This is a genomic window from Exiguobacterium sp. Helios (genome assembly GCF_014524545.1).
In the GTDB taxonomy this organism is placed as follows: domain Bacteria; phylum Bacillota; class Bacilli; order Exiguobacteriales; family Exiguobacteriaceae; genus Exiguobacterium_A.
In genome coordinates, this window is sequence record NZ_CP053557.1 from 228,100 (window position 1) to 244,806 (window position 16,707).

The following is a 16,707-nucleotide window of genomic DNA, read 5'->3' on the forward strand; positions in this document are numbered from 1 at the left end:
GTTATTCATTCTCCCCGTCTTGGAGATAATAGCCGACACCACGGCGGGTCATGATATAGATTGGTGTACTCGGGTTATCTTCGACTTTTTCTCGCAGACGGCGCACAGTGACGTCAACGGTCCGGACGTCACCGAAGTAATCATATCCCCACACGGTTTGGAGCAGGTGTTCACGCGTCATGACTTGACCGATGTTTTTCGCCAAGTAATGCAACAGTTCAAACTCACGTTGTGTCAGTTCGATTTTTTGATCCTGTCGTGTGACGGTATGAGAATTCGTATCGATATACAGTTCTCCTACTTTCAATGGACCCGGTCCTGCATTTGCCGGTGTCGCTTCGACCGTATTGACGTTTCGTAAGTGTGCCTTCACCCGTGCCAATAATTCGCGCGAGCTGAATGGTTTCGTCACGTAATCATTTGCACCAAGCTCCAGGCCAAGGACCGTATCAATTTCAGAATCCTTTGCCGTTAACATGATGATCGGGACTTTTGATGTTTTCCGGACTTCCCGGCAAACTTCCATTCCATCCATCAAGGGCAACATGATATCGAGCAAAATCAAATCGGGCTTAAACTCTTCGACTTTCTCGAGTGCTTCCACTCCATCATTTGCTACGGCGACACTATAACCTTCTTTTTCTAATTTAAATTTTAATATATCGGCAATCGGTTGCTCGTCATCGACGACGAGGATTTTACGTTCCGTCACTGGGTGTTCCCCCTTAATAATTTCTATTCAATCTATTTTACCTGTTTTTCAGGCATATAGAAAGGTGGCGACGGAAACTCCCGACGCCACTCTGTTGACTTCATCATACGTTTACATCGTGCGTTCCACGTGAAACATTACCTTTAGTATACGCTCGTTCACTTTATTTTGTGAATGATTTCGCTTGATTAGAGATAAAAAAAGCAACTCCAGATTTCAAATCCGGAACTGCCACTTTTCAACCATTAAGCTTCTTCGTACAAATCACGGAGAACGACCGTTTGTTCACGACCCGGTCCAACTGAGAATGTCACGAGGGAGATGTTCGTCAAATCTGCAATCCGTTTAACGTAGTTCTGCGCATTGATCGGCAAATCCTCAAACTTGCGGATGTGCGTAATGTCTTCTTTCCAGCCCGGTAGCTCTTCATAAACCGGGACACATGCTTCGAGATCGCGGAAACTTGCCGGATACTCATCGATCTGTTTGCCGTTAAACTCATACGACGTACAGATTTTAAGCGTCTCGATACCTGTCAGGACATCGATTGAGTTCAATGAAAGATCTGTCAAACCGCTTGTCCGGCGTGAGTGACGGACGACGACTGAATCGAACCAGCCGACACGGCGTGGACGGCCTGTCGTTGTTCCGTATTCACGACCGACTTCCCGGATGTGATGACCGATTTCGTCAAACAGCTCTGTCGGGAACGGACCATCACCAACACGTGACGTGTATGCTTTACAGACACCAACGACGTGATCGATCCGGGCTGGACCGACACCAACACCTGAAGCGACACCGCCGGCTGATGCGTTAGATGATGTAACGAATGGATACGTCCCGTGGTCAAGGTCGAGTAAGACACCTTGTGCCCCTTCGAAGAGGACTTTTTCGCCCTTATCGAGGCTGTCGTTGACGACGACTGATGTATCGCAGACATATTTCGCAAACTCTTGACCGTATGCGTAGTATTCTTCGAAGATATCATCGAAAGCAATCGCTTCCGCATCATACATCTTCGTGAACATCCGGTTTTTCTGATCAAGAACGATTTTTAGTTTTTCGGCGAATGTTTCTTTGTCGAGTAAATCAGCCATCCGGATTCCGATTCGTGCTGCTTTATCCATGTAGCACGGTCCGATTCCTTTAAGTGTCGTTCCGACTTTCGCGTCGCCTTTTGCTTCTTCTTCGAGTTGATCTTGCAACTGATGATACGGCAAGATGACATGCGCCCGATTCGAAATCAGTAAGTTATCCGTTGAAACACCACGATCGTGCAGATACTTCAATTCCTTGACGAGCGATTTCGGGTTGACGACAAGGCCGTTCCCGATGACACATTTCTTGTCTGAGTAAAAAATTCCTGATGGAATCAAGTGTAACTTATACGTCTCATTATTAAATACGATTGTATGTCCGGCATTGTCTCCACCTTGATAACGAGCAACGACATCGGCTTTTTTCGAAAGAAAATCGGTAATCTTTCCTTTTCCTTCGTCGCCCCATTGTGTTCCGACTACTACTACTGATGACATATTCTCATCCACCTCCACGTACGATTCAAAACCACGACTAAGTGTAACGCGGAAAAAAACAGAAGTCAACCAAATACCGAACAATTAAATGTTACAATTCTTTTTCGTTCGTTTAAAAGACGGTTTTAATTCGTTTTTTTCCTTTCTCTTCAAGATATTCAAACATAACGATTAAAAAAACGCTTCTGTCTCAGAAGACGGAAGCGTTTTTAAGCCATTTAGGCGGGTGGTGCATAGGAATTATTCGGTTCGAGATCCACGAACTTATTAAATTCTTTCCGGAAAGCGAGTTTGACGGTACCGGTCGGACCATTCCGCTGTTTCGCGATAATGATTTCGATCGTGTTCGCATCTTCCGTTTCTTTATTGTAGTAATCGTCGCGGTATAAGAAGGCAACGATATCCGCATCCTGCTCGATTGCTCCCGATTCCCGGATATCGGACATCATCGGCCGTTTATCCTGCCGGCTTTCAACGCCCCGTGACAGCTGCGATAACGCAATGACGGGGACTTCAAGTTCACGGGCGAGCGACTTCAAGGACCGGGAAATCTCAGAGACTTCCTGTTGCCGGTTATCGCTTGAACGGCCGTTTCCTTGAATCAGCTGCAGGTAATCAATCATGATCATCCCGAGACCATGTTCCTGCTTCAGACGGCGGCATTTCGCCCGGATGTCGTTGACACGGATACCCGGTGTATCGTCGATGTAGATGCCGGCTTGTGACAGACTACTCATCGCAAGCGATAACTTGCCCCAGTCCTCGTCCTCAAGCTGTCCGGTCCGAAGACGCTGGGCATCGACATTGCCTTCTGCACAGAGCATCCGCATGACGAGCTGCTCCGCTCCCATCTCAAGACTGAAGATGGCGACATTCTCATCGGCACGGGTCGCGACGTTTTGCGAGATGTTCAAGGCAAAAGCCGTCTTCCCGACAGACGGACGGGCGGCTACGATGATTAAATCATTGCGCTGGAATCCGGCCGTCACTTTGTCGAGATCACGGAAGCCGGTTGGAATCCCGGTCGTCTCACCGCTCTGTTTATGCAATTTATCAATCGTCGCATAGGCACTCGTCAGAACATCCGAGATCGGAATGAAGCTGGCACTGCCTTTTCCTTGTGATACTTCGAGAATCTTCCGTTCTGCTTCATTGAGCAGGACGTCGACCTCATTTTGCCGTTCATAACCATCCGTGACGATTTCATTAGCGGTCCGGATCAATCGGCGCAAGGTCGACTTTTGATCGACGACATTGACGTAATAATTGATGTTTGCGGCAGTCGGAACCCCTTCCGCCAGTTCACCGAGGTACGGCAAACCGCCGACTTCCTCGAGGATGCCAAGCGTACTCAGTTCCGCCGTAACGGTTACGAGATCGATGGCTTCTCCGCGATCCGACAACACAAGCATCGTTTCAAAAATCCGTTGATGGGCCGCACGATAAAAATCTTGTGGCAATAATCGTTCGGACGCACTGATCAGTCGATCCGCATCGATCATGATCGCCCCAAGGACGGCTTGTTCCGCCTCAATGCTCTGGGGGGGCGTATTTTGCATTACATCACTCATCACCGGTCCCCTTTTCTACTCACGCTTCTTTAACCTGGACATTTAACGTTGCTGTGACTTCATTGTGCAGTTTCAGTGGTACTTTCGTCACGCCGAGTGTCTTGATCGGGTGCTCGAGTTCGATTTTACGTTTATCGATCTTGTACCCCATCTGTTTCAACTCATCTGCAATCTGTTTGCTTGTGACAGAACCGAAGACACGACCGCCTTCACCTGTTTTTGTTGAAACGATGATCGTTTCTTTTTCAATCTTTTCTTTCAATGCTTGCGCATCTTGTAACGCTTGTTTCGCTTCTTCTGCCGCTTTACGCTCATGTGCTTCATGCTGCTTCAGGTTTCCCGTTGTAGCCGGACGTGCCAATTTCTTTTTGAACAATACGTTATTTGCATATGCGTCAGCGACGTCCTTGACGTCTCCTGTTTTACCTTGGCCTTTTACATCTTGTAAGAAAATAACTTTCATTCTGTTTCCTCTCCTTTTGTCTCATCTTCTAAATAGTGGTCAATCGCTTTTCTTAATTCGGTTGCGACGGTCAGAACCGATTCGGTCATCTGTGTCGCTGCATTGGTTAAATGACCGCCACCGCCAAGTGTCTCCATAATCAGCTGGACGTTCACTTCACCGAGTGAACGGGCACTGATGGCAGTTCTGCCGTCCTGCAATTCCGCGATGACGAACGCCGCGCGGATTCCTTGGAGCGATAGCAGCTGATCCGCCGTTTGGGCGATCAGGACCTGATCATGGATGACGCCGGGCTCAGCCGTCGCAATCGCCATCCCGGCGGCGTAAACTTCCGTCCGCTCGAGGATATGCGATTGTTCGACGTATGTCTCAAGGTCCTGACTGAGGAACTCCTGAACCAAAACCGTATCCGCTCCTTGCGAACGCAGATAGGAAGCGGCGTCAAACGTCCGGGAACCGGTCCGTAGCGTAAAGCCTTTCGTATCGACGATGATTCCGGCAAGCAAGGCTGTCGCTTCAAGCATTGCCAGTTTCTGATTCGTCGGCTGATACTCGATCAGCTCTGTGACCAGTTCTGATGTCGATGACGCATACGGTTCAAGATAAACGAGAACCGGTTCTTCAATAAAGTCTTCTCCCCGTCGATGGTGGTCGATGACGACCATCCGTTCAAAACGCTCCAGCAAGGCCGGTACGACAACCAGGGAAGGTTTGTGGGTATCGACGATAATCAAGAGCGCCTGATCATCAATCAATTGATCTGCTTGGAACGCATTCACGAAACGGGTCTCGAGTTTCGGTTCCTGGCTGATTTCATTCATCATCCGCCGGATTCCTTGTCCGATTTCAGCTTCCGGAAGAACGATATGGGCTTCTTTATCGTTCATCTCGGCGAGTTTTAAAATCCCGATTGAGGCGCCCAGGGAATCCATATCCGGATTCCGGTGCCCCATGATGAGGACGCGGCTCGACTCCTGCATCAAATCACGCAACGAGTTGGCAATGACGCGTGCCCGGACGCGTGTCCGTTTTTCTGTCGGATTGGTTTTCCCGCCATAAAAACGAACTTTCCCGTCCCGCTTGATGACGACCTGATCACCGCCGCGGCCTAAGGCCAGATCGAGACTCGATTGAGCCATCAAACCGAGTGCCGGAATCGGATCACTGCCACATCCGATACCAATCGACAATGTCAGCTGAACACCACGTTGACTCGTTTCTTCCCGGACGGTATCAAGAATCGTAAATTTCGATCGTTCCAAAATCCGTAAATTCTCTTCCGTCGTCACAATGAAATAACGGTCGGAAGCGGTCCGTTTAATGTAAGTGCCGTGATCCGCGGCCCAGTGATTTAACAACTGGGTGACCCGGCTGTTCAATTCACTGCGAAGCTGATCTTCAATCCCTTGTGTCATCTCATCATAGTTATCAAGATAAATGACACCGATGACCGTCTGATTATCGACCAGTTGCTGTTCGACCTGGGCTTCTTCTGTCATATCGAACAAATAGAAAGTCCGGTTTTCGCTGTTTGAAAAGACACGGTAAACTGATTCGCCGATTTCAAGCGTCGCCTGATCCTCATCGACGCCAATCATTTCAACGAATAAGGGATCAAGATCCGTCAGAACGTGTCCCATGGCAAGGTCCTCAAAAATCTCACGCATCGGATCATTGAACCAGGTAACACGTGCTTCTTCATCATAAAGTAAAATTCCAATTGGCATGTTCGTCAAAGCATCTTGACCGGTGTCTTCGACCTGGATCGATATACCGGCGACGTAGCTTTCCCATGACTTCCGACCACGTCGTTCCTCCAAAAGATGAAGGACAAACAGTGCCGTCGTCAAGACGGCTCCAACCGCTGCGATGATTGGGTGATCGACGGCAATGACAAAAAGTAGAGCCACGATTAATAGATACGGAACGAAGCGAAAAAAGCGCTGTTCTCGTTCAGGTGATACTTGCTGACCTAACCCCATCGCGTCCTCCTTGTATACTAAATATACTCGTATGAAAAATTCGGTAACTTGTATATTATAACCGAAAAGGCGGACCGGTTGAAAGCGAAGCGAAAAAAAGCGCCTTTCCTTCGAAAAGGAAAAGCGCTGGACCGTAATCAGTCAGCTACGTATGGAATTAAAGCCATTTGACGTGAACGTTTGATTGCGATTGTAAGTGGACGTTGGTATTTCGCTGAAGTACCAGTCACACGACGTGGAAGAATCTTACCGCGTTCCGAAATGAAACGTTTTAGAAGTTCTACGTCTTTATAATCGATATGAGTGATGTGGTTCGACGTGAAGTAACATACTTTACGACGACGTTTTCCACCTGGACGACGTGCCATGTGATTAACCTCCTTTTTAGAGTAAATTTTTCAGTCCGACGCTCCCATTAGAATGGAAGGTCGTCGTCTGAAAGATCGATCGAACTGCCGCCGCTGAACGGATCAGCGCCGAAGCCCGAATTCGATGAAGATGAAGCGGGTGCTGGCGAGGAAGAGTTGTTCTGCTGTTGCTGTGAACCCCATCCTGCAGCATTTCCGTTTCCACCTGTATTTGAATTTGAAGAGTAGCTATCACTATCGGAAGAACGGCTTGCATTGCGTGATTCTAGGAATCGAACACTATCCGCGACGACTTCTGCACGATAACGACGTTGACCATCTTTATCGTCATAGCTACTAATCTGAAGGCGACCCTCAACTCCTGCGAGGCTCCCTTTTTTCAAATACTGAGCAACGTTCTCTGCCTGCTTGCGCCAAACGACGCAATCGATGAAGTCAGCTTCTCGCTTCCCATCTTGTCCTGTAAACGGACGGTCACAAGCGAGTGTGAATCGCGTTACCGCAATCCCGCTCTGCGTATAACGCATTTCAGGGTCACGAGTTAACCGACCGACTAAAACGACGCGGTTAATCATCAGAATCACTCTCCTGTTTCAGCTTATTTCTCGTCTTTTGTGATCATTAAGCGAACGATATCGTCACTGATCTTCATGAGACGGTCAAGTTCTTTTGTAGCTGCTGGTTCAGCAGTCACGTTAAGAAGAACGTAGAAACCTTCACGCATATCATTGATTTCGTAAGCAAAACGACGTTTACCCATTTCAGTTGTTTTTTCAACTGTACCACCGTTGTCAGTGAGGACTTTGTTGAAACGCTCAACTAGAGCTTTTCGTGCTTCCTCATCAACTTCCGGACGGATGATGTAAAGTACTTCGTATTTACGCATATCTGTCACCTCCTCTTGGACTGGCGGCTCGATTCATCGAGCAAGGAGCAATAATTCATTACTCACATTTGTTAATACTATCAAAGTATTTTGGTTTATGCAATAACGATTCGTTCGCTTCTCTTAAACATTGAAGCGGAATGTGACGACATCGCCGTCTTGGAAGACATATTCTTTCCCTTCAGAACGGTAACGGCCTTGTTCTTTCACGGTCGCCATGTTTCCAGCAGCTGCTAAATCTTCGTAAGCAACAACTTCCGCACGGATGAAACCGCGTTCGAAGTCCGAGTGGATGACACCCGCACATTGTGGTGCTTTCATGCCTTTTTTGAACGTCCAGGCACGAACTTCTTTTTCACCGGCTGTGAAGTACGTCGCAAGACCAAGCGTGTTGTACGCTGCGTGAATCAACTGATCCAGACCGGATTCTTCGATTCCGAGGTCAACGAGGAACTCTTGGCGTTCTTCCGGTTCAAGCTCAGCAATCTCTTCTTCGATCCGGGCACAGATGATGATGACTTCTGCGCCTTCTTTCGCTGCAAATTCACGAACTAACCGCACATTTTCATTGCTGTCGGCGTCTGCGACTTCGTCTTCACCGACGTTTGCAACATAAAGCATCGGTTTCATCGTCAACAATTGGAAATGCTTGACGATCGCTGCCTGATCTTCATTTAACTCAGCAAGACGTGCCGGTTTTTCGTCTTCCAGTAACGCCAAGACGATTTCAAGTGCTTCCAGTTCGCCCGCTGCATTTTTATCGCGTGACTTCACTTGTTTTTGGACACGCTGGATCCGTTTTTCAACCAATTCGAGATCGGCAAGGATCAATTCAAGATTGATTGTTTCGATATCGTCGATTGGTGAGACTTTTCCTGAAACGTGTGTAATGTTCTCGTCGATGAAACAGCGGACCACCTGACAGATGGCGTCGACTTCACGAATGTTGGCTAAGAATTTGTTTCCCAGCCCTTCTCCTTTTGAAGCTCCTTTGACGATTCCGGCGATATCCGTGAATTCGAATGCGGTTGGGATCGTTTTCTTCGGATTGACGAGTTCTGTCAATTTACGAAGACGTGCATCAGGCACCTCGACGACACCGACGTTTGGATCGATGGTTGCGAACGGGTAGTTCGCCGCCTCGACGCCTGCTTGTGTAATTGCGTTAAAAAGTGTTGATTTTCCTACGTTTGGTAAGCCAACGATTCCGGCTGTTAATCCCACTTGGAATTCCTCCTTTTCGGTATTTCCTAGGAAATCCGTGCTAGCGGCCGCAGTGGGTAGAATGATTACACCACGTCAGCACATCTTTCACAATTATAGATAGTTCAATTTTTTTAAGCAAGGAGATGTGTCTTCTTTTTTTAAGACAAGATTGTTTCATGTACGTTTTGCTGTAGTTTAAAGCAGTCTTGTATTTGATTAAAGGAACAGCAACAAACCCCTGAAGACCTTTTCCGGTCGCCAGGGGTTTGCTCGTATTCATTCAGGTAAGACTTTTTTCAAACGCTTATCGAAGTCGCGGCGCGGCATCAGGATACTCGCTCCGCATCCTTGACATTTAATGCGGATGTCCATCCCGACACGAATGATTTGCCAACGGTTCGTTCCGCAAGGATGTTGTTTTTTCATTTCGACATAATCATGAAGATTGTACGTTTTTGGCATCATCGGCTTGACCACCATTCCCTTGTTCTGTATTCATCATGACCATCCGTGGATACGGAATCTTAATTCCTTCCAGTTCGAGTCCCTGCTTGAGTTCTTTCCGGATCAAACGACCGGCCTGGAAATGTTGCATCGGTGGCACTTCTGCCATCAGGCGGTAGACGACTTCTGACGGTCCAAGTGTCTGGACGCCAAGCATTTGGATCGGCTCGATAAACATGTCGGTATATTTTTCCGTCGTCGTGTTAGCAATTTGATGCAAGACCTGTTCGACCCGTTCCAAATCTTCTTCATACGATACTTGCACATCGACTAAAGCAAAACTGTTGTCGACGGAAAAGTTCGTCACCTGTAAGATTTGTCCGTTCGGAATGATGTGGATTTCTCCATTCAATCCTTTTAACTTCGTCGTCCGGATTCCGAGTTCTGTGACGACCCCTTCAATCAAACCGACACGGACGAAGTCACCGACTTTAAACTGTCGCTCAAAGATGATGAAGGCCCCGGTAATGATATCCTGAACCAGGTTCTTTGCCCCAAACGAAATGGCAAGACCGGCGATACCGGCACTGGCGACAAGACCTGTAATGTTGATTCCGAACTGACTGAGGACCGTCAAGAGCATGACGATTCCAAGAACATAACGGATAGCATTTTGGAGCAGTTTCAACAACGTTTCATTTTGGCGTTGCGCCAATGAATCATGCTCATTGATTTTTCGAATCGTAAATAATCGCGAAACCGCACCTGTTAAAATACGCATCAGTACATAAAAACCGGCGATGATAATCAGGGCGATCAATAACTTCAATCCAAAGCGGATCCACATGTCTGCGTCCATGACTTGGTCTAGAATCCGGTCAACCTGGGCGACTGAATCCTGTACGTCTTTATTGGTAGCCATTCTCTCCATCCTTTCGACTTCTCTCTATTACGACAGTATACGTGATTTTAAATGACTTTCAACCAAAGAACCGATTTTGACGTTAGATTTTCACAAAAACCGGGAAAGGAAAATCATTACAGAACGCCTTCACTCTCACCACGACACCAGGATGCTGACATCAGGAGAAGAAAGGATGATCCAGATGAATTTCCGTTTTCATTCTCACGAAAAAAAGCCCTATTCTTTCTTTTTAGAATATACGGAACCATTCGCTAAGGAACGACTGGCGGAACAATTACATGAACAGGTCAATGCCATGAAGGAAAACCGTCCCGTCGTCCTCGTTTGTATCGGTTCCGACCGATCGACAGGTGACTCTCTCGGACCGCTCGTCGGTACTTTTTTGGAAAAAAACCGACCTGCGAACATGCATGTCTATGGGACATTAGCCAAACCGGTCCATGCATTGAATCTGGCCGAAACCATTCATTCGATTCAAACGACACATTACCGTCCGCTCGTCATCGCCATCGATGCCTGTCTCGGCCGCCTTTCAAGTGTCGGTCATGTCTTCTTCTCGGAAGGTCCGCTTGCTCCTGGTGCCGGTGTCCAAAAAGAATTACCGGCTGTCGGTGATTTTAATATTAAAGCTGTCGTCAATGTCAGTGGCTTTATGGAAATGATGATCCTTCAAAATACACGCCTCCATCTTGTTTATGCGTTGGCTGAACTCGTCGCTGATAGTTTTGCCTTGCTCGATACGAAATTAGCAGCTGAGACAACACGTACGACCATCTCCTTCACACCACGTTCAATTTAAGGGCAGTGTTTCTCCTTTCCTTTATCCTGTAAGTTTCAAAAAAAGGATCCATTCCAAGTACCATACTGGAATGGATCCTTTGCTGTTAATCTTCTTCAGATAAAAGCAGTTCGAGAATTCGGTTTAAATCGTCCTCGTCCGTAAAATCAATTTCGAGTTTTCCAGCTTGTTTCGTCATCTTAATGCGGACAGTCGCCCCAATCCGTTCCCGTAACGTTTCTTCGATGAAATCCAGTTCGGTTGACTGCTTAGTTACCGGACGCACCTGTTTTTTTTCACGCAACTCCTGTTCGAGGCGCCGGACATTCCAATTTTCACGCATGACACGTTCCGCCATCCGTTCGATCTTCAGTGGATGCTTTAAGGATAATAAAGCCCGTGCATGTCCCATCGATAACCGTTCTTCCATGACGGCTTGCTGGACCTCAACCGGTAACTGCAGTAAACGGAGACTGTTCGTGATGTGGGAACGGCTTTTTCCGACCCGGTTCGCAAGCTCTGCCTGTGTGATGTTAAACTCTTCGAGCATCTCGGCGTACGCCATCGCTTCTTCAATCGCACTCAAATCGGCACGTTGGATATTTTCGATCAATGCCAGTTCCATGACACGGGTTTCATTCGCTTCAATAATCAAGACCGGAACACGATTAAATCCGGCTTGTTTTGCAGCTTGATAACGTCGTTCGCCGGCGATGATTTCGTAAAACCCCTCACGTGGACGAACGACGATCGGTTGAATCATTCCATGGCGTGTCAAGGAGTTGGCGAGTTCTGCCAACGCTTTCTCGTGGAACTGTTTCCGCGGTTGCCCCGGATTCGGCCGGATTGCTCCAATCGGTATTTCATTCATGCTAATCTCTCCTAAACGTAGCGGAAGGCACGACCGCTAGTTTACGGACGTGCCTTCACGATGCGGATCCGCACCTCGACATATTCTTCACAATCCACTTCTTCTTTTTCGACCGTCAAACCGGTCCGTTCAATCATATCGACGGAATCACGAATCGTGTTCAATGCAATTCGTGTATCCCGGGCAAAACTTTTATGACGTTTTTTAGGAACTTTTGGTGTCAACAACCGTTCAACCCGTTGTTCCGTCTCTTTGACGTTCCATTCCCGTTCAATGATTTCAATCAAAACCTGAAGCTGTAAGTCAGCTGCTTTTAACGGCAGGAGGGCCCGCGCATGACGTTCCGTGATTTTCCGTTGTTTCAGAGCTTCACGAACCGTTTCCGGTAACCGAAGCAAACGAAGCTTATTCGCAATCGTCGACTGGCTCCGTCCGAGTCTGCGCGCCAACACTTCCTGTGTGATTTCTTGCATGGCAAGCAACCGCGCGTATGCTTCGGCTTCTTCGATTGGTGTCAATTCTTCACGTTGTAGATTTTCGATGAGTGCGAGGGCAGCCGTCGTCTCGTCTGTCATCTGTTTAATGATAGCGGGAATCGTCTCCCATCCGAGCGATTGAACAGCCCGAAAACGACGTTCGCCGGCGATGATTTCATATCCTTCGCCTTGTTTTCGGACGACAATCGGTTGCAGTAAACCATGTTCTTCAATCGTAGTCGCTAGTTCGGTAATCCGTTCCCCGTCAAAGACGGTCCGCGGTTGGAACTGGTTGGCGACCAATTCCGTTAACTTGAGCTCACGGACGGTATCTTGTGGATCCAGCTCTAGGGAAACGGTTTGTCCTCCCTTACCGAGCAGTTTGGCAATTGCATTCTTCACGTTGGTGTACCTCGCCTTCATCAGTCATCGTTTCACGTGAAACGGTGTTTAACCCAGTGGATCTTTTGCCGGTGTACCTGCTTTACGCGGATATTTCCCGGGTGTTAATCGTTTTTTATCGACAATTACGATATTACGCTCACTTTCTTCTCCTGGCAATTGGAATTGGAAACTTTCCCGCAAATTTCCACCTAACACCTTCAAGGCTGTCGCGCCCTCTTCCAGTTCTTCACCCAGTTTCGCAGCTTTTAAGGCAACGAATTGCCCGCCGACTTTCGCAAGTGGTAAACAGTATTCCGCAAGAACCGACATCCGGGCAACGGCACGCGCTGTCACGACATCAAAATGTTCCCGGAACTGTTTATTTTTCCCGAATTCTTCCGCCCGACCATGATGGAAGGCGACTCCTTCGAGTTCAAGTTCCGTCGCGAGCATGTTCAAGAACCCGATTCGTTTATTGAGTGAGTCAATGATTGTGACTTTCAGATGCGGGAACATGATTTTAATCGGCAGACTCGGGAAACCGGCACCGGCACCGACGTCACAGACGGTTTCGACTTCCGTGAAGTCAAAGTAGAATGCGGCTGTGATCGAATCATAAAAGTGTTTCAAATAAACACCTTCTTCATCCGTGATGGCCGTCAAATTCATTTTCTCATTCCATTCGACAAGCAGTTCATAGTATTTACGGAACTGTTGCAATTGATGATCTGAGACTTCGAGTCCTTGCTCCGCTAATGCGGTTACGAATTGCTGTTGATTCATTCTCTTCACTCCGCAGTCAATGCGTATTGGCCTTGTTCGATATAGACAAGCAAAATCGAAATATCAGATGGATTGACACCTGAAATCCGTGATGCCTGTCCGATCGAGAGCGGACGCACTTGGTTTAGTTTTTGTTTTGCTTCAATCGCAAGACCACTGATGACATCGTAATCGAGACGTTCCGGAATCCGTTTTTTCTCCATCCGCATCATCCGTTCGACTTGATCGAGCTGTTTGTCGATGTATCCCGCATATTTGACCTGGATTTCGACCTGTTCCGCTGCTTCCGGAGAAAGAGCGACCGGCGCCGGTGTCATTTCTGCAATCATCGCATACGTGATTTCCGGACGTTTCAGTAACGTGATGGCATGTAATGCCTCTTTTAACGGAGAAACACCGATTTCCGTCAACCGTTCATTGACCTCACTCGTTGCTTTGATGACGACTTTTTCGAGTCGTTTCATTTCCCGCTTGATTTCTTCTTTTTTCTCGGCCAGTTTCGCGTGTCTTGTTTCGTTGATCAGTCCGAGCTCATGTCCGATATCGGATAAACGTAAATCCGCATTGTCATGACGCAACAATAACCGGTATTCGGCACGTGACGTCAAGAGACGGTACGGTTCGTTCGTTCCTTTTGTGACGAGATCATCGATCATGACACCGATGTATCCTTGTGAACGCGACAGAATGAGCGGATCTCTTTCCTGAACTTTCAGTGCCGCGTTGATGCCGGCCATGATGCCTTGTCCGGCTGCTTCTTCGTAGCCGCTTGTCCCGTTGATTTGTCCGGCCGTGAATAGTCCGGCAATCCGTTTTGTTTCAAGCGTCGGCCAAAGTTGTGTCGGAACGACCGCATCATATTCGATCGCATAACCGGGACGCATCATTTCTGATTTTTCAAGACCCGGAATCGACCGTAAAATATCATGTTGAACGTCTTCCGGCAGACTCGTTGAAAGTCCTTGGACGTAAACTTCTTCCGTGTCACGCCCTTCCGGCTCAAGGAAGATCTGGTGACGCGGTTTATCACTGAACCGGACGACTTTATCTTCAATCGACGGGCAGTAACGCGGACCCGTTCCTTTGATCATCCCGGAAAACATCGGGGAACGGTGAAGATTCGCATCGATCAACTGATGGGTATATTCCGTTGTATACGTCAACCAGCATGGAATCTGTTCCGTGATCATTTGTGTCGTTTCATGACTGAACGGCAACGCCACTTCATCTCCAGGTTGGATTTCCGTTTTCGAATAATCGATCGTTTTCCCGTCGATTCGGGGTGGTGTACCCGTTTTGAAACGGGCGAGCTCGAAGCCGAGTTCTTCTAGATGTTTCGACAAGTTGACCGACGGCATCTGGTTGTTCGGACCACTCTCATAAGACAGTTCACCGATGATGATTTTCCCGCGCATGAATGTGCCGGTCGTAATGATGACCGCTTTTGCCCGGTACTCGGCTCCTGTATTCGTGACGACGCCGACACACGTATCGTCTTCGATGATTAACCGCTCGACGAGTGCTTGGCGTAATAACAGATTCGGTTCGTCTTCGAGCGCTTTTTTCATCCGGTTTTGATACTCGAATTTATCTGCCTGTGCCCGAAGTGCACGAACAGCAGGACCTTTTGAGGTGTTAAGCATTTTCATTTGAATGTACGTCGCGTCGATCGCCCGTGCCATTTCTCCGCCGAGGGCATCGATTTCCCGGACGACGATTCCTTTTGCCGGACCGCCGATTGACGGATTACAATACATGAATCCGACCATGTCGGGGTTCATCGTCAACATGACGGTTTTTGAACCCATACGAGCGGCTGCAAGAGATGCTTCAATCCCTGCATGACCGGCTCCGATGACGATGACATCGAATTCGCCTGCTTGATAAGCCATAACTGTGGTTCCTCCTTTTAAAAATCAACAACCTGACAACGTTTATTTCCCTAAACAAAATTGCGAGAACAATTTATCGAGTAAACTGTCTTGCGCTGTATCTCCATTAATTTCACCGAGTGTATCCCACGCCCGGCGTAAGTCGATCTGGACCATGTCAATCGGCATCGACGCTTCTGCCGCACCGAGTGCATCTTCAATCATCTGACTCGCCTGTTTAATGAGTTGAATGTGACGGGCATTCGAGACGTACGTCATGTCCTGACCCTCGACCCCTTGTTCAAAGAAGAGCGAGGCAATGGCTGCCTCAAGATCGGTAACACCTGCTTCTTCGAGCAGTGATGTCGTGACGACGGGACGGCCCTCTGCCAGTTCATTGACACGCGTCAAATCGATCGCTTGTGTCAAATCACTTTTATTGACGATGATGATGGCGTTCATCCCCCGAATTGCTTCGAATAATAAGACGTCCTCTTCCGTCAATGCATCATTTCCGTTTAAGACGAGTAAAATCAAGTCGGCTGAGTTTAATGCTTGCCGCGATTTTTCGACACCCATCCGCTCGACGATATCTTCTGTTTCCCGGATACCGGCCGTATCAATTAATTTCAGCGGGACACCGCGGACATTGACGTATTCTTCAATCGTATCCCGTGTCGTCCCGGCAATATCCGTGACAATGGCTTTTGCTTCTTGCACCAATGTGTTGAGCAAAGACGATTTCCCGACATTCGGACGTCCGATGATCGCGGTCGACAAGCCTTCGCGCAGGATTTTTCCCTGTCGCGCCGTCGACAACAGTTCCGTTAGAATACGGCGAACTTCACCCGCATCTTTTTGGACGATTTGCTGCGTCATTTCTTCGGCATCATATTCCGGATAGTCGATGTTGACTTCAATCGAAGCAATCGTCTGCAACAATTGTTCCCGTAAATCCTGGACCAGTTTTGACAAGCGTCCTTCGATTTGACCAACCGCGACCGTCATCGCCCGGTCCGTTTTCGCCCGGATCAAGTCCATGACGGCTTCTGCTTGGGACAAGTCAATCCGACCGTTCAGGAAAGCCCGTTTCGTGAATTCACCCGGTTCTGCGAGACGAACGTCCGGTTGTTCGAGGATCAGTTCGAGCACCCGATTGACGGCAACGATTCCGCCGTGACAATTCAGTTCGACGACATCTTCCCGCGTAAAGGTTTTCGGTGCCCGCATGACACTGACCATGACTTCATCGACGACTTGTTCTGTCGTCCGTTCAACCAGTTTTCCATAATGAATCGTATGTGTCGGGACTTCCTTCAACCGGTTGGCACCACGGTAGACGCGATCGGCTGTTTCGACTGCTTTAGGACCGGACAAACGGACAATCGCAATCGCGCCTTCACCCATCGGCGTCGAAATGGCGGCTATCGTATCAAATTCCATCATCAG

Annotated in this window: 17 protein-coding genes; 1 reads left to right on the forward strand and 16 read right to left on the reverse strand. The window is 48.1% G+C overall.

Annotated elements, in window-relative coordinates; translation table 11 throughout:
* Window position 1: 1 nt before the first annotated feature.
* The 11 genes from yycF to HNY42_RS01235 form a co-directional block, all read right to left on the reverse strand.
* A complete protein-coding gene (yycF, locus tag HNY42_RS01185) occupies window positions 2-712 on the reverse strand; it encodes a response regulator YycF (RefSeq protein ID WP_026827044.1) in 711 nt (236 codons plus the stop codon).
* A gap of 245 nt (window positions 713-957) precedes the next feature.
* Window positions 958-2,250 carry an adenylosuccinate synthase gene (locus HNY42_RS01190; RefSeq protein WP_131503619.1) on the reverse strand — a complete coding sequence of 431 codons (1,293 nt, stop codon included), beginning with the start codon at window positions 2,248-2,250 and terminating at the stop codon, window positions 958-960.
* Window positions 2,251-2,468: 218 nt separating this feature from the next.
* Window positions 2,469-3,821, reverse strand: a complete 1,353-nt coding sequence (gene dnaB, locus HNY42_RS01195; protein WP_012371893.1) for a replicative DNA helicase — start codon at window positions 3,819-3,821, stop codon at window positions 2,469-2,471.
* 19 nt (window positions 3,822-3,840) lie between these two features.
* On the reverse strand, window positions 3,841-4,284 hold the full coding sequence (gene rplI, locus HNY42_RS01200; protein WP_012371894.1) for a 50S ribosomal protein L9: 444 nt from the start codon (window positions 4,282-4,284) through the stop codon (window positions 3,841-3,843).
* The gene (locus HNY42_RS01205) at window positions 4,281-6,266 is read right to left on the reverse strand and encodes a DHH family phosphoesterase (protein WP_131973580.1); all 1,986 of its coding nucleotides are present in this window, start codon (window positions 6,264-6,266) and stop codon (window positions 4,281-4,283) included. The genes rplI and HNY42_RS01205 overlap by 4 nt, the downstream gene beginning before the upstream one ends.
* Window positions 6,267-6,403: 137 nt before the next feature.
* Window positions 6,404-6,634 (reverse strand): 30S ribosomal protein S18, encoded by a 231-nt coding sequence (rpsR, locus tag HNY42_RS01210; protein ID WP_012371896.1) that lies wholly within the window; start codon window positions 6,632-6,634, stop codon window positions 6,404-6,406.
* Between the two features lie 47 nt (window positions 6,635-6,681).
* On the reverse strand, window positions 6,682-7,209 hold the full coding sequence (locus HNY42_RS01215; RefSeq protein WP_012371897.1) for a single-stranded DNA-binding protein: 528 nt from the start codon (window positions 7,207-7,209) through the stop codon (window positions 6,682-6,684).
* 23 nt (window positions 7,210-7,232) lie between these two features.
* Window positions 7,233-7,520, reverse strand: coding sequence for a 30S ribosomal protein S6 (gene rpsF / locus HNY42_RS01220; protein WP_012371898.1), 288 nt, complete (start codon window positions 7,518-7,520; stop codon window positions 7,233-7,235).
* Window positions 7,521-7,643: 123 nt separating this feature from the next.
* Entirely contained in the window at window positions 7,644-8,744 is a 1,101-nt protein-coding gene (ychF, locus tag HNY42_RS01225) for a redox-regulated ATPase YchF (protein WP_026827041.1), read from the reverse strand.
* Between the two features lie 258 nt (window positions 8,745-9,002).
* Window positions 9,003-9,191, reverse strand: a complete 189-nt coding sequence (locus HNY42_RS01230) for a DUF951 domain-containing protein (protein WP_012371900.1) — start codon at window positions 9,189-9,191, stop codon at window positions 9,003-9,005.
* Window positions 9,163-10,092, reverse strand: coding sequence for a mechanosensitive ion channel family protein (locus HNY42_RS01235; RefSeq protein WP_131503622.1), 930 nt, complete (start codon window positions 10,090-10,092; stop codon window positions 9,163-9,165). The genes HNY42_RS01230 and HNY42_RS01235 overlap by 29 nt, the downstream gene beginning before the upstream one ends.
* 175 nt (window positions 10,093-10,267) lie before the next feature.
* Between HNY42_RS01235 and yyaC the strand changes: the two genes are divergently transcribed.
* Complete coding sequence (gene yyaC / locus HNY42_RS01240) at window positions 10,268-10,894, forward strand: spore protease YyaC (protein WP_370528970.1); 627 nt, start codon at window positions 10,268-10,270, stop codon at window positions 10,892-10,894.
* An 85-nt stretch (window positions 10,895-10,979) separates the two neighbouring features.
* Here the strand turns inward: yyaC and HNY42_RS01245 are convergent, their stop codons facing one another.
* From HNY42_RS01245 to mnmE, 5 genes are read right to left on the reverse strand one after another with little or no spacing between them, the layout of a single operon-like run.
* Window positions 10,980-11,744, reverse strand: coding sequence for a ParB/RepB/Spo0J family partition protein (locus HNY42_RS01245; RefSeq protein ID WP_131503623.1), 765 nt, complete (start codon window positions 11,742-11,744; stop codon window positions 10,980-10,982).
* 41 nt (window positions 11,745-11,785) lie between these two features.
* Complete coding sequence (gene noc, locus HNY42_RS01250) at window positions 11,786-12,622, reverse strand: nucleoid occlusion protein (protein ID WP_131973583.1); 837 nt, start codon at window positions 12,620-12,622, stop codon at window positions 11,786-11,788.
* A 48-nt stretch (window positions 12,623-12,670) separates the two neighbouring features.
* Window positions 12,671-13,387 carry a 16S rRNA (guanine(527)-N(7))-methyltransferase RsmG gene (rsmG, locus tag HNY42_RS01255; protein WP_131503625.1) on the reverse strand — a complete coding sequence of 239 codons (717 nt, stop codon included), beginning with the start codon at window positions 13,385-13,387 and terminating at the stop codon, window positions 12,671-12,673.
* Between the two features lie 5 nt (window positions 13,388-13,392).
* The gene (mnmG, locus tag HNY42_RS01260; RefSeq protein WP_131973585.1) at window positions 13,393-15,279 is read right to left on the reverse strand and encodes a tRNA uridine-5-carboxymethylaminomethyl(34) synthesis enzyme MnmG; all 1,887 of its coding nucleotides are present in this window, start codon (window positions 15,277-15,279) and stop codon (window positions 13,393-13,395) included.
* A gap of 42 nt (window positions 15,280-15,321) precedes the next feature.
* A complete protein-coding gene (mnmE, locus tag HNY42_RS01265) occupies window positions 15,322-16,704 on the reverse strand; it encodes a tRNA uridine-5-carboxymethylaminomethyl(34) synthesis GTPase MnmE (RefSeq protein ID WP_304999546.1) in 1,383 nt (460 codons plus the stop codon).
* Between the last annotated feature and the right edge of the window lie 3 nt (window positions 16,705-16,707).

Coding starts and splice junctions, on each gene's coding strand:
- yyaC (WP_370528970.1), top strand. CDS start 10,268: ATGATCCAGATGAATTTCCGTTTTCATTCTCACGAAAAAAAGCCCTAT.
- rpsR (WP_012371896.1), bottom strand. CDS start 6,634: ATGGCACGTCGTCCAGGTGGAAAACGTCGTCGTAAAGTATGTTACTTC.
- HNY42_RS01205 (WP_131973580.1), bottom strand. CDS start 6,266: ATGGGGTTAGGTCAGCAAGTATCACCTGAACGAGAACAGCGCTTTTTT.
- HNY42_RS01245 (WP_131503623.1), bottom strand. CDS start 11,744: ATGAATGAAATACCGATTGGAGCAATCCGGCCGAATCCGGGGCAACCG.
- rsmG (WP_131503625.1), bottom strand. CDS start 13,387: ATGAATCAACAGCAATTCGTAACCGCATTAGCGGAGCAAGGACTCGAA.
- HNY42_RS01230 (WP_012371900.1), bottom strand. CDS start 9,191: ATGATGCCAAAAACGTACAATCTTCATGATTATGTCGAAATGAAAAAA.
- dnaB (WP_012371893.1), bottom strand. CDS start 3,821: ATGAGTGATGTAATGCAAAATACGCCCCCCCAGAGCATTGAGGCGGAA.
- mnmG (WP_131973585.1), bottom strand. CDS start 15,279: ATGGCTTATCAAGCAGGCGAATTCGATGTCATCGTCATCGGAGCCGGT.
- mnmE (WP_304999546.1), bottom strand. CDS start 16,704: ATGATGGAATTTGATACGATAGCCGCCATTTCGACGCCGATGGGTGAA.
- HNY42_RS01215 (WP_012371897.1), bottom strand. CDS start 7,209: ATGATTAACCGCGTCGTTTTAGTCGGTCGGTTAACTCGTGACCCTGAA.
- HNY42_RS01235 (WP_131503622.1), bottom strand. CDS start 10,092: ATGGCTACCAATAAAGACGTACAGGATTCAGTCGCCCAGGTTGACCGG.
- HNY42_RS01190 (WP_131503619.1), bottom strand. CDS start 2,250: ATGTCATCAGTAGTAGTAGTCGGAACACAATGGGGCGACGAAGGAAAA.
- rplI (WP_012371894.1), bottom strand. CDS start 4,284: ATGAAAGTTATTTTCTTACAAGATGTAAAAGGCCAAGGTAAAACAGGA.
- rpsF (WP_012371898.1), bottom strand. CDS start 7,520: ATGCGTAAATACGAAGTACTTTACATCATCCGTCCGGAAGTTGATGAG.